We start from the raw sequence: 12,803 nt of genomic DNA on the forward strand, positions 1-12,803 counted from the left end.
CGATTGTGAACATTTCATCTTCTTTACCGGCCTCTCGCTTCGCGAATCTGGAGTTTATTCTTGGGGTGGGATTGACGCTGCTGATCTGTCTGGCAGTGTTGTTTTCCGGCCTGTTGTTCCCCGATGGCGGCGAAAAAGTGGATCTGATGGCGCGGCTGTTGGCGCCGTTTAGCCAGTTTTCCCACCCGCTGGGCACCGATCCGCTCGGGCGCGATATACTGGCGCGCGTGATTACCGGAGGGAAAATCTCACTGCTGGTGGGCTTTGCCTCCGTCATCGGTGCGGTGGTCATTGGTGTGATCATGGGGCTCATCGCCGGTTATTATCGTGGTTTCTGGGAAATGGTCGTGATGCGCTTTGCGGATGTGCAATTGGCATTGCCCTTTATCCTGTTGGCGATCACCTTTATCGCCATTGTTGGCGGCGGCCTGATCAATACCATTATCCTGCTGATTGTTTCGCAATGGGTGCAGTATGCGCGCCTGGTGCGTGGCTCGGTGCTGGCGCTGCGCGAGCGTGAGTTTATTCTCTCGGCGCGCGCCATCGGGGTGACGGACTGGCGCATTATCTTTCAGCATCTGCTACCTAACCTGTTGGGCCCGGTGATTGTGCTGATGACCCTCAACGTGGCGAATAATATCCTGCTTGAATCCAGCCTGACGTTCCTGGGGTTGGGCGTGGATCCTACGATTCCAAGTTGGGGTGGGATGTTGGCCGATGGGCGGACCTATCTGCAAACGGCCTGGTGGATCAGCGTTTTCCCCGGAGTGGCTATTTTGCTGACGGTTCTGGGGCTGAATCTGCTGGGGGATTGGCTGCGTGATAGCCTTGATCCGACGGGGAGAACCTCGCGATGAGCATTGTTTTTCAGCAATCTATTGAGCGCAGCCTGGAACAATTGGTAGCGCGTTTTTCTGACCCGGCGATGCGCGGTGCGACCGTTGAGGCATGGTTGTTCGACGATCGGCAGAGCCGCCAGGCGGCGGCCAGGCAACTGCAAGCCTGCGGCGTTAATGCCAGGTTGCGCAGCGCGTATAAACCCTTGCTGCATTTTTTTCTTGAAGAGGTTGATTGCCAGCAGCTTGCAGCGATAACGCTCCGTTACCCAAACCATCCCGCTGCCGCTAAAAACCGTTTTCTGCTGGAGACTTACCCGCTCACCAAGCTGGTTGATAAGGTGCCGGTACAATTTCATGCTTCAGAGAAAGACGATTGTACTTATGAAGTGATGCTGACCTTTCACGATGGGCACCAGGAACAGCATGCGGTTTTTGCACCTAACCGGCTCCATCAGGACAGCGTCGGGCAGACGTTGCTCTCGCCGACCGGCTGGTTGACCGTCGTCCAACGGGACACGGTCAGCAGCGAGCGTTTCGAGACTGATATTGAGCGCCTGTTCCAGCAAATTATGACGGCGATCGGTGATTATGACTGGGGTGAACGCGAGCCTTATTTTGAAGAGCTGAACATTGCCGTGCAGCTTGCGGTAAAAGAGCAACCGCTGGCATATGGCCATGAAGTGATCAGCCTGGCGGAAGCGCTGCATGAGGACATCTACTTCTCTTTGCTGGAGGTGTTTCAGCAAAAGTCAGGTCGCCCATTGGGGGATCGCGGCCTGCAACCGGGGCAGATTGTGCCGGAAATCAGCTATACCGATGGGAACCCTTCGGTGTGTATAAGATTGTGCGGGTTATCGACCCAGGACGCTTCTGGGGTGGCACAGGAACTGACGACGGCAGCCGCACCGCTTTACGCCAGGCAGATCACCGAGGAACTGACCCGTTTAGGGGGCGAGATTTACACCGCAGCTTCTCGTTCTGGCCGCATCGTCTACGGCAGTTACACCAAAGGCAGCGACCAGCCAATGATGATCAGCGCAGGGCAACATGCCAATGAAACGTCCGGCGTGGTGGGGGCGCTGCGTGCTGCACAACAATTGCATGCTCGCCAGGGCGCCCACTTTACGCTCTCGCCGCAGGAAAACCCGGATGGCTATGCGCTGCATCAGCGGCTCTGCGCCGTTTATCCGCATCATATGCACCATGCGGCGCGCTACACCGCGTTGGGGGACGATCTGGAGTACCGCACCGGGGAAGCGCTGTGGGAAAAAGCGATCCGCGTTCAGGCGCAAGCGCTGACGGGAAGCCGATTACATGTCAACTTGCACGGCTATCCCAGCCATGAATGGACGCGGCCATTTTCGGGTTATCTGCCGCGCGGCTTCGAGATGTGGACGCTGCCGAAAGGTTTCTTTCTGATTGTAAACCACCATGCGGGTTGGGCACGGCAGGCGGAACGGTTGCTTGATGCCGTCACTCGTCAGTTAGCGGCCATTGATGGGCTGGTTGCTGACAACAATGTGCAAATCGCGCTATTTGAAGAGTGCGCAGGGGAGACCGGTTTTCGTCTGCTCAATGGGTTCCCGTGTTTGCTCGGGGAGGATGCGCGCCACACGGTACCGCTGACCTTGATCACCGAGTACCCCGATGAAACCCTTTATGGCGCGGATTTCATACGTGCGCATACTGTCCAGATGGCGGCGGTGATCGCCGCTTATGACGCTTTACAGAGTGGGTTGTTAGATTAACCGTGCGCGCTGCCGGTCGGCAGCGCAATCCACTTGAGCAGTGCTAAAAGTGAGCATGCTATATGCATGAGGTGGTTATTTTTTGGTTTTTACACGCAATATCTGGCGAAATTTTTCACACTTCGTGAGAGCTGCGCTCAAAAATAATACAAATCATGTAGTGTGTATTCATTGATAACTAATATGATCGACTGGTCGAAAAATATTATCTGGACGATCGTTCTGCTTTCTTTGCTGCATCTTGCCTTTCGGCACTAGACTCTAAATAATCCGAGCCGCATAACAAGAACGCCATGCGTTTTTGCACAGCATTTGTGCTGGCCCAGGCTTGGGCCGAGCCACGCGGCAAGCTCTGCGCCGCTGGCGGCAATTTTTTCATTTTGTACAGGCAATGCAGCATCGTATGAGTCAGCGTTTAGCATCAAAAGATATTCTGGCGTTGGGGTTTATGACCTTCGCGTTATTCGTCGGGGCCGGGAACATTATTTTCCCACCGATGGTGGGTTTGCAGTCAGGTGAGCATGTCTGGATTGCTGCTCTGGGCTTTTTGGTCACCGCTGTGGGGTTGCCGGTGATGACGGTGATCGCGTTGGCGCGCGTGGGGGGCGGTGTTGATGCCCTGAGCTCGCCGATTGGCCGCAGTGCTGGCCTGCTGCTGGCAACGGTGTGTTATCTGGCCGTCGGCCCTCTGTTTGCCATTCCGCGTACTGCAACTGTTTCCTTTGAAGTGGGTATTGCGCCGTTGACCGGTGACGGCCCATTGCCGCTGTTTATCTACAGCCTGGTTTACTTCGCGCTGGTGATCGGTATCTCGCTGTATCCGGGCCGCCTGCTTGATACCGTGGGCCATGTGCTGGCCCCGCTGAAGATAGTGGCGCTGGCTATTCTGGGCATTGCTGCGCTGGTGTGGCCCGCCGGAACACCGATTCCAGCGATAGAGGCTTACCAGAGCGTGCCTTTCTCTTCCGGTTTCGTGAACGGTTACCTGACCATGGATACGCTTGGGGCGATGGTATTCGGCATCGTGATCGTCAATGCGGCGCGTTCGCGTGGGGTAAAAGATACCGGTCTGTTGACCCGTTACACGATTCTGGCAGGGTTGATCGCCGGTATCGGTCTGACGCTGGTGTATCTGAGCCTGTTCAAGCTGGGTTCCGGCAGCGGTGTGTTGACGCCGGATGCCACTAACGGCGCGGTGATCCTGCATGCTTACGTGCAAAATACCTTTGGCGGTTTGGGCAGTTTCTTCCTGGCTGCGCTGATCTTTATCGCCTGTATGGTGACGGCGGTGGGCTTGACCTGTGCCTGTGCCGAGTTTTTTGAGCAGTATCTGCCGTTCTCTTACAAGACACTGGTGTTCATTCTGGGTCTGTTCTCGATGCTGGTGTCGAACCTCGGCCTGAGCCATCTGATTAAGATCTCGATCCCGGTACTGACGGCGATTTATCCTCCTTGTATCGTGCTGGTGCTGCTGAGCTTCACGCTGCGCTGGTGGAACAGCACTTCACGAATTGTTGCGCCAGTGATGTTAGTCAGCCTGTTGTTTGGTATTCTTGATGCGGTAAAAGCGTCCAGCTTGCAGCATCTGCTGCCAGCCTGGACGAATAACCTACCGCTGGCGGTGCAGGGCTTGGCATGGTTGCCACCTTCATTGCTGATGCTGGCGTTGGTCGCAATTTATGATCGAGTTTTTGCACGCAGCCGCGAAGTCACTGCGCACTCATAAAACGACGATTTTAACTTTGGGCCACGGACTTGTCCGTGGCTTTTGCACGTTTAAAGGGACAGGTCATCTTCATGCAACAACAGTCATCCACCACCGCGCCCAATAAGCTGAAACGGGGCCTGAGTACGCGCCATATCCGTTTTATGGCTCTCGGTTCCGCTATCGGCACCGGGTTATTCTACGGTTCTGCCGAAGCTATCCGCATGGCGGGCCCCAGCGTTCTGTTGGCTTACCTGATCGGCGGGGTTATCGCGTTTATCATTATGCGCGCGCTGGGCGAAATGTCGGTCAACAACCCGCAGGCCAGTTCGTTCTCACGCTATGCCCAGGATTACCTTGGCCCGATGGCCGGTTATATCACCGGCTGGACCTACTGTTTTGAAATCCTGATCGTCGCGATTGCCGATGTGACAGCGTTCGGTATTTATATGGGCGTCTGGTTCCCCGATGTGCAGCACTGGGTTTGGGTATTGAGCATTGTGCTGATCATTGGTGCCATTAACCTGATGAGCGTGAAGGTGTTTGGTGAGCTGGAGTTCTGGTTCTCCTTCTTCAAAGTGGCCACCATTATCATCATGATCGTGGCCGGGATCGGTATCATTGTCTGGGGGATTGGCAACGGCGGCCAAGCGACGGGGATCAGCAATCTGTGGACCAACGGCGGTTTCTTCAGTAATGGCGTTATCGGCATGCTGCTGTCGCTGCAATTGGTGATGTTTGCCTATGGTGGCATCGAGATTATCGGTATCACCGCTGGTGAAGCCAAAGATCCGAAAGTGTCGATTCCTAAAGCGATCAACTCGGTGCCATGGCGTATTCTGGTGTTTTACGTGGGGACGCTGTTTGTCATCATGTCGATCTACCCGTGGAATCAGGTTGGCGTCAACGGTAGCCCGTTTGTACTGACCTTCCAGCATATGGGGATCACCATGGCGGCAGGTATTCTTAACTTTGTGGTGATCACCGCGTCATTGTCGGCGATCAACAGCGATGTGTTCGGCGTTGGCCGTATGATGCACGGTTTGGCCGAGCAGGGCCATGCACCGAAAGTGTTCAGTAAAATCTCTAAACGCGGTATCCCCTGGGTGACGGTTGTGGTGATGATGCTGGCAATGCTGATCGCTGTGTACCTCAACTACATCATGCCGGAAAACGTGTTCCTGGTGATCGCCTCGTTGGCGACCTTTGCCACCGTGTGGGTGTGGATTATGATCCTGATCTCACAGATCGCCTTCCGCCGCAGCCTGAGCAAAGATCAGGTGAAGAAGCTGGACTTCCCGCTGCGCGGCGGTGTTTTCACTTCGGTGATTGCCATTATCTTCCTGGTATTCATCATTGGCCTGATCGGCTACTTCCCGGCCACTCGCGTTTCGCTGTATGCCGGGCTGGTATGGGTAGCGTTATTGCTGTTGGGCTATTACTTCAAGGTGAACCGCCAGAAGAAGCAGGCGGCGCTGGCAGTACAACAAGATTGATCTGAAGACTATCGGCCCTGCAAGCAGGGCCGATAGGATGATATTCCCCGGCTAAAACAGCTCAAAAAACACTCTGCAGCGCGAAAATACGTTAACCTAAAATTCATCTTACGCATCCGCATCTCCACCCCTCGGCTCCTCCCCCGAGTTTGTCGATCAGAGAGGAGGGGAAATGGCATGCAACGTGGCATTGTTCGGGGCATTGAATCGTGCCGTCTATAGGAGAACCTTCATGCTTAATGCCTGGCACCAGCCCGTCCCCCCATTTGTGGTGAAGAAAGGGCAACGTCTGGAGATCACGCTGTGGTTACAGGGCGATGATCTGCCCGAACAGGTCTTGTTGCGCACCGAGCCGGATAATGAGGAATGGTTGCTGAAAATGAAGGCGCAGGCTTCGGAAGGAATGTGGCGTTACCACGCCAGCCTGACGTTGAACGAAGGGGAAGCCACCCGGCGCTACTGTTTCAAACTGCTGTGGGCCCATCGCCAGCAGTGGTTTGGCCCGCAGGGTTGGTCGCTGATCCCGCCGGGGCAACTGGCGCAGTTCGCGGTCGATGAACCGAATCATAGCCCGATGTGGGTGGCCGATCAGGTGTTTTACCAGATATTCCCCGATCGCTTTGCCAGCAGCGGTGCGGCGCATGGGATTGCCAGCGGCAGCTATCATCACCATGCGGCGGGTTGCGATGTGATCCGCCGTGATTGGCAGCACCCGCTGGAAGAACAACATTCGGCTTCCACCTTTTATGGCGGCGATCTGGATGGCATCAGCGAGAAACTGCCGTACCTGCAGCAGCTAGGCGTAACGGCGCTGTATCTCAATCCGGTTTTCACCTCGCCGAGCGTGCATAAATATGACACTGATGATTATTACCAGGTCGATCCGCACTTTGGGGGCAACGAGGCGCTGCAACGTTTGCGAGTAAGCACTCACCAGGTGGGGATGAAAATGCTGTTGGATGGGGTTTTCAACCATACTGGTGATTCACATCCGTGGTTCGATCGCTATCAACAGGCTGAACAGGGGGCTTGCCATAACCCGGATTCCCCTTACCGTGGCTGGTTTAATTTTTACCCGGATGGGGAAGCGTTGACCTGGAAAGGCCACACTAATCTGCCCAAACTCAATTTTGCCGAACCACAGGTGGTGGACGCCATTTATCGTGCCGACAACAGCGTGGTGCGCCACTGGATGCGGCCACCTTACAGCATTGATGGCTGGCGGCTGGACGTGGTGCATATGCTGGGGGAGAACGGCGGTGCGGGCGGTAACCTGCATCATTTGGCCGGGATTTATCAGGCGGTTAAGCAGGAGAACCCGCAAGCCTATGTTCTGGGCGAGCATTTTGGCGATGCTCGGCGCTGGCTGCATGCCGGGGTTGAAGATGCCGCGATGAACTATGTGGGCTTTGCCTTGCCGGTGCGGGCGTTTCTGGCGGGGCAGGACGTGGCTTATCATCCGGTACAGATCGATGCAGCCACCTGCGCGGAGTGGATGGACGGTTATCGTGCCGGGTTGCCGCACAATCGCCAGCTTATTCAGTTTAATCAGCTAGATAGCCACGATACCGCGCGTTTTCTGACGATGCTGGAGAATAATACCCAGCGTATGCAGATGGCGGCGGTGTGGCTGATGAGCTGGATTGGCGTGCCTTGCCTGTATTATGGCGATGAAATCGGCCTGGACGGTGGCAACGATCCGTTCTGCCGCAAAACCTTCCCGTGGGATGAAAACCAGTGGAATCACCGGTTGTTGAACCTGTTCCGCCACCTGATTGCGTTGCGTAAACAGAGTAAAGCGCTGCGGCGTGGGGGTTGCCAGGTATTGTATGCCACAGGGGAAACTCTGGTGTTTGTGCGTACTTACCAGCAAGAACAGGTGCTGGTGGCATTACAGCGTTGCGGCAATGGCGACGTGGTGTTGCCCTATAACCCCCTGTTGCCAGCGGGTGCATGGCAACGGTTAGAAGGTGAAGGCGAACTCAACGCAGTGGACAATGGGCTACAACTGCGGTTGGGGGCGGAGTCTGCCTCCATCTGGCGGTTAAATCATTAAACCTCATTAACGCCAGCAGGTGGTGCGTTGTACTCAATGGCAACGCACCGCCTGTTAGGTCGAATTTCTCATACATTCCCCTCGGTATTCTCAAGCACTCGCCCTTGGCTAATGTGATCACGATCTGAAATCTGTAGCACTTTTAGACTAGATGTTAACGAACTGTGACTCTGTTCAAACATTTGTTTTCTGAGCTTTGGTTATATGATCTCCAATGTTTACGTTGTCATTTCTTATCTTGGTGGGAGTTAAAGGGTTATTTCATTGAAATATAATCATTAATAATATTTTCATTATTATTTTTATGAAAAATGACAACGTCAACATTTTGGTTTTCAGTCGGTTAAAATTGAAAATGGAGAAGAAAATGAGCCAGTTACCAGAGAAGATGCGAGCGGTAGTTTGTCATGGTCCACAGGATTACCGTTTTGAACAAGTGCCGACTCCGTTGCCAAAAGCCAAGGAGTTAGTGATCAAGGTTGAAGGTTGTGGGATCTGTGCCGGAGACTGTAAATGTAAAAATGGTGCTCAGATGTTCTGGGGCGAAACACCTTGGGTGAAACCCCCGGTGGTGCCGGGCCACGAGTTTTATGGCCGCATTGCCGCCATGGGGCCAGGGGCAGAGAAGAAGTACAAAATTGGCGAGCGGGTGATCGCCGAACAGATCGTACCGTGCTGGGAATGCCGTTACTGCAAGTCCGGCAGCTATTGGATGTGTGAAACGCACAATATTTATGGTTTCCAGAAAGATGTCGCCGAAGGGGGGATGGCGGAATATATGCGTTTTTCGGAAAACGCCATTGTGCATAAGATCCCTGAAAGCCTGAGCCACGAAGATGCGGTGCTGATCGAACCGATGGCCTGTGCCATCCACACCGTGGCGCGCGGTGATATCCAACTGGATGACGTCGTAGTGCTGGCCGGGGCCGGGCCGCTTGGGTTATGCATGGTGCAGGTCGCGCGCTTGAAAACGCCGAAAAAGCTGATTGTCATTGATGCCATTGATGAGCGTTTGGAGCTTGCCAAAGAATTTGGTGCCGATGTGGTGATCAACCCATTGAAAGAAGATGCCGATAAAATCGTTAAGGCCTTAACCGGCGGCTACGGTTGCGATGTCTATATTGAAGCGACTGGGGCTCCCATCGGTGTGACTCAGGGTTTGCAGATGATCCGCAAATTGGGGCGTTTTGTTGAGTTCAGCGTATTTGGCAAAGAAACCACCGTCGATTGGTCGATTATTGGCGATCGCAAAGAATTGGATATTCGCGGCGCGCATTTGGCTCCTTACAGTTATGAAATCGCCATCGATCTGTTTGAACGCGGTTTAGTGACTTCCAGAGGCGTAGTTACCCACAGTTATTCATTAAACGATTGGGATCAGGCTTTCGCCATCGCCGACTCCACGGACTCTATTAAAGTGGTACTGGTTCCTTAATACCCTGCATTAATAAGTACATATTGTTGTTCTGATAATAATGACTCACCCTACAGGAGAATAAAATATGTTTTCTTTTATCAAAAAAACGCTGCCTGCTATTGTTGCTGGCGGGATGTTGATCGCCAGTCATTCAGTCATCGCCAAACCAATCACGATTGGTGTCTCTTTTCAGGAGATGAATAACGAATATTTTGTTTCAATGAAACAGGCATTAGAACAGGCGGCCAATGATATTGGTGCCAAAGTTTATATTGCCGATGCTCGTCATGATGTATCAAAACAAATTAATGACGTTGAAGATATGTTGCAAAAGAAAGTGGATATTCTGCTGATTAACCCGACGGATTCGGTTGGCGTGCAGTCGGCAGTGATGTCGGCACACAAGGCCGGAGCGGTAGTGGTGGCGATCGATGCACAAGCCGAAGGCCCGCTGGATTCATTTGTCGGTTCAGAAAACTATGACGCCGGTTTCCAGGCTGGTGAATATCTGGCGAAATCATTGGGTAACAAGGGCAAAGTGGCGATTCTGGACGGTATCCCGGTGGTGCCGATCCTTGAACGCGTGCGCGGCTTTGAAGATGCAATTAAAAAGCACCCGGAGATGCAGATTGTCACCAAGCTAAACGGTAAGCAAGAGCGTGATACTGCGCTGACGGTGACCGAAAACATGTTGCAGTCGACGCCCGATCTGGCCGGTATCTTCAGCGTTAACGACGTAGGTGCCCTGGGAGCCTTGGCTGCAATTGAAAGCAACGGTGCCAAGGTCAAACTGGTGAGCGTTGACGGCCACCCGGAAGCGATTAAGGAGATCCTGAAACCGAACTCGCCGTTTATTGCCACCTCTGCCCAGTTCCCCCGCGATCAGATGCGTATTGCCTTGGGGATTGCGCTGGCCCGCCACTGGGGAGCTAACGTACCGAAAACCATTCCGGTAAAAGTGAAGCTGATCGACAGCAGTAACGCGACCGGTTTTAGTTGGTAAGCGCTCGGTATCGCTCTGTCTGGAGGCAGAGCGATAATTGCAGAGGAGTTTATCGTGACGGCACTATTAGAATTAAAGCAGATTAAGAAATCCTTTCCGGGGGTGAAAGCGTTAGATGGTATTGATCTGACTATTCAACCCGGCCAGATACATGCTTTGCTGGGGGAGAACGGAGCCGGTAAATCAACGCTGGTTAAAATTATGTGTGGTATTCACCAGCCTGATTCTGGTGAAATATTTATGGAAGGTGAAAGCCAACATTTTGATAATTATCGCCAAGCGATTGATGCGGGTGTGGGGATTATATTTCAAGAGTTCTCATTAATTCCTTATATGAACGCCATTGATAATATATTCCTCAATCGGGAAATTAAAACGCATTGGGGATTATTAGACCGCAAGGCGATGCGTAAAAAAGCCGAATCGATATTTAAACGCCTGGCGGTCAATATCGATCTCGATTGCCCGGTTGAACAACTCAGCGTTGCCCAACAGCAGTTTGTCGAGATTGCCAAGGCGCTGTCGCTGGACGCACGCGTGCTGGTGCTGGACGAACCTACCGCCACGTTGACTCCCGGCGAAGCCGAGCACCTGTTCAGCGTGATGAACGATCTGAAATTGCTTGGTGTCGGCATGGTGTTTATCTCGCATCATCTGGACGAAATCTTCACCGTTTGCGACCAGATTACCGTGCTGCGCGACGGCACTTATGTGCAGACGTTGCCCACGGCTGAGACAAACGTGGATGAACTGGTGAAGCTGATGGTTGGGCGCAAGATTGAGAACACCTTTCCGCCGAAGCGGCACGCGGTAAACACGCAGGTGCGTCTGCTGGAAGCCAGCATTCAGCGCAGCAAACACCAGCAAACAGACAACTTTCACCTGTTCAAAGGCGAGATTCTGGGCTTTGCCGGGTTAGTGGGATCTGGCCGTACGGAAACGGTATCGGCATTGATTGGTGCAAGTGCTTGCTATCACAAGCAGGTCAGCCTTAACGGGCAGGCGGTAACGCTGCGCAGCCCGGCGGAGGCGCTAAAGCGGGGTATCGGTCTGTTGCCGGAAAGCCGCAAAACCGAAGGGTTGGTATTGCCGTTCTCGGTTGCCCAGAACATTACGCTCAATCGCCACGAGCGGTTCGGCAGGTTTTTGGTCAACGCTCGCAAGGATAGCGCGAATGTGCGCCGCCTGATCCTGGAAGTGGGGGTGAAAACGCCGAGCCCGGATACCACGGTCAACACCCTGAGCGGTGGCAATCAACAGAAGGTCGTCATTGCCCGCTGGCTGAACAATGACTGCAACATCCTTATTTTCGATGAACCGACGCGTGGGATTGACGTGGGGGCGAAGTCTGAAATTTACCAGATGATGCAGCAGCTCACGCAGGAAGGCATCTCTATCATCATGATTTCATCAGAATTACCAGAGATTATCGGCGTCTGCGATCGCGTGCTGGTATTCCGTGCTGGCCACATTGTTGCCGAACTGAGCGGTGATGAAATCGAGTCTCACAACATCATGCTTCACGCTACCGGGAGTGCGCTATGATCGGAATTGAACAGTCTTCACCCGCCCGCTATGCCTCAACGCAGAGCCTCGGCAAACGCTGGGATAAATGGCTGCACCATCCCGCCGTGTTGCCATTTATCGGCTTTGTCATCCTGTTCGTGTTGATGAGCCTGTTTAATGACAGCTTTCTGACAGTGAATAACCTGACCAACGTGGCGCGGCAGGTGTCCATTAACGCCATTATTGCCGTGGGAATGACCTGCGCGATCTTGACCGGCGGTATCGATCTGTCGGTCGGGCCGGTGATGGCACTGTCTGGTTCAATTGCCGCCGGGTTGATGCTCGGTGGCATCCCCATTCCGCTGGCGATGGTTGCTGCGCTGTTGATCGGTGCTCTGTTCGGCTTGGCGAACGGTGCCTGTATCGCTTATCTGCGCATGCCGCCGATCATCGTGACATTAGCCTCTATGGGCATTGCCCGCGGTTTGGCGCTGCTGTACACCGGCGGTTATCCGATTTCCGGCCTGCCGGAGGTGTTTGCTTTCTTCGGGCGGGGTTCGTTTCTGGGCATTCAGGTGCCCATCCTGATCATGGCTGGTGTGTATGTTCTGGCGTGGCTGATGCTCAACCACCTGCCGTTTGGCCGCTATGTATACGCCATCGGCGGTAACGAAGAGGCTGCCCGCCTGAGCGGTATTCGCGTCTCTCGCTATAAGGTTCTGGTGTATGTGGTCAGCGGGGTGACGGCGGCGTTGGCCGGGCTGGTGCTGACTTCGCGCCTGATGAGCGGGCAGCCGAATGCCGGTGAAGGCTTTGAACTGGACGCGATCGCTGCCGTGGTGTTGGGTGGGGCGGCGATCTCGGGGGGCCGTGGGGCGATTATCGGCACCCTGGTTGGCGCGATGATGCTTGGCGTGTTGAACAACGGCCTCAACCTGATGAGCGTGTCACCTTACATTCAGAACGTGGTGAAGGGCGGCATTATTCTTGCGGCTATTTACCTCAGTTCTAGCCGCCGTAAGTAACGGCAGGG

General features: G+C 53.9%; 9 protein-coding genes. All 9 read left to right on the forward strand.

Annotation, left to right across the window (positions count from 1 at the left end):
* Window positions 1-5 precede the first annotated feature (5 nt).
* The 9 genes from IV04_RS13670 to IV04_RS13710 all read left to right on the forward strand — a co-directional run bounded on the left by IV04_RS13670 (window position 6) and on the right by IV04_RS13710 (window position 12,795).
* Window positions 6-857 (forward strand): ABC transporter permease, encoded by an 852-nt coding sequence (locus tag IV04_RS13670; RefSeq protein WP_197062133.1) that lies wholly within the window; start codon window positions 6-8, stop codon window positions 855-857.
* A complete protein-coding gene (locus tag IV04_RS13675; protein WP_037440918.1) occupies window positions 854-2,587 on the forward strand; it encodes a M14 family metallopeptidase in 1,734 nt (577 codons plus the stop codon). The genes IV04_RS13670 and IV04_RS13675 overlap by 4 nt, the downstream gene beginning before the upstream one ends.
* Window positions 2,588-2,990: 403 nt before the next feature.
* Window positions 2,991-4,313 (forward strand): branched-chain amino acid transport system II carrier protein, encoded by a 1,323-nt coding sequence (gene brnQ, locus IV04_RS13680; protein WP_037394951.1) that lies wholly within the window; start codon window positions 2,991-2,993, stop codon window positions 4,311-4,313.
* A 71-nt stretch (window positions 4,314-4,384) separates the two neighbouring features.
* The gene (proY, locus tag IV04_RS13685) at window positions 4,385-5,788 is read left to right on the forward strand and encodes a proline-specific permease ProY (protein ID WP_037394742.1); all 1,404 of its coding nucleotides are present in this window, start codon (window positions 4,385-4,387) and stop codon (window positions 5,786-5,788) included.
* 232 nt (window positions 5,789-6,020) lie between these two features.
* Window positions 6,021-7,844 carry a maltodextrin glucosidase gene (gene malZ, locus IV04_RS13690; RefSeq protein ID WP_037394739.1) on the forward strand — a complete coding sequence of 608 codons (1,824 nt, stop codon included), beginning with the start codon at window positions 6,021-6,023 and terminating at the stop codon, window positions 7,842-7,844.
* A gap of 367 nt (window positions 7,845-8,211) precedes the next feature.
* On the forward strand, window positions 8,212-9,279 hold the full coding sequence (locus IV04_RS13695) for an alcohol dehydrogenase catalytic domain-containing protein (RefSeq protein ID WP_037394734.1): 1,068 nt from the start codon (window positions 8,212-8,214) through the stop codon (window positions 9,277-9,279).
* 67 nt (window positions 9,280-9,346) lie between these two features.
* The gene (locus IV04_RS13700) at window positions 9,347-10,264 is read left to right on the forward strand and encodes a substrate-binding domain-containing protein (RefSeq protein WP_037394730.1); all 918 of its coding nucleotides are present in this window, start codon (window positions 9,347-9,349) and stop codon (window positions 10,262-10,264) included.
* 54 nt (window positions 10,265-10,318) lie between these two features.
* Complete coding sequence (locus IV04_RS13705; RefSeq protein ID WP_037394728.1) at window positions 10,319-11,809, forward strand: sugar ABC transporter ATP-binding protein; 1,491 nt, start codon at window positions 10,319-10,321, stop codon at window positions 11,807-11,809.
* Window positions 11,806-12,795: an ABC transporter permease gene (locus tag IV04_RS13710; RefSeq protein ID WP_037394726.1), complete on the forward strand. Its 990-nt coding sequence runs from the start codon at window positions 11,806-11,808 to the stop codon at window positions 12,793-12,795. Before IV04_RS13705 ends, IV04_RS13710 begins: the two co-directional genes overlap by 4 nt.
* Window positions 12,796-12,803 lie beyond the last annotated feature (8 nt).

It is taken from the genome of Serratia sp. Ag1 (assembly GCF_000743355.1).
Lineage (GTDB): Bacteria > Pseudomonadota > Gammaproteobacteria > Enterobacterales > Enterobacteriaceae > Chania.

Excerpts from the sequence above, each read along its gene's own strand:
- IV04_RS13675 (WP_037440918.1), top strand. The coding sequence starts at position 854 with ATGAGCATTGTTTTTCAGCAATCTATTGAGCGCAGCCTGGAACAATTG.
- IV04_RS13695 (WP_037394734.1), top strand. The coding sequence starts at position 8,212 with ATGAGCCAGTTACCAGAGAAGATGCGAGCGGTAGTTTGTCATGGTCCA.
- IV04_RS13710 (WP_037394726.1), top strand. The coding sequence starts at position 11,806 with ATGATCGGAATTGAACAGTCTTCACCCGCCCGCTATGCCTCAACGCAG.
- IV04_RS13700 (WP_037394730.1), top strand. The coding sequence starts at position 9,347 with ATGTTTTCTTTTATCAAAAAAACGCTGCCTGCTATTGTTGCTGGCGGG.
- malZ (WP_037394739.1), top strand. The coding sequence starts at position 6,021 with ATGCTTAATGCCTGGCACCAGCCCGTCCCCCCATTTGTGGTGAAGAAA.
- proY (WP_037394742.1), top strand. The coding sequence starts at position 4,385 with ATGCAACAACAGTCATCCACCACCGCGCCCAATAAGCTGAAACGGGGC.
- brnQ (WP_037394951.1), top strand. The coding sequence starts at position 2,991 with ATGAGTCAGCGTTTAGCATCAAAAGATATTCTGGCGTTGGGGTTTATG.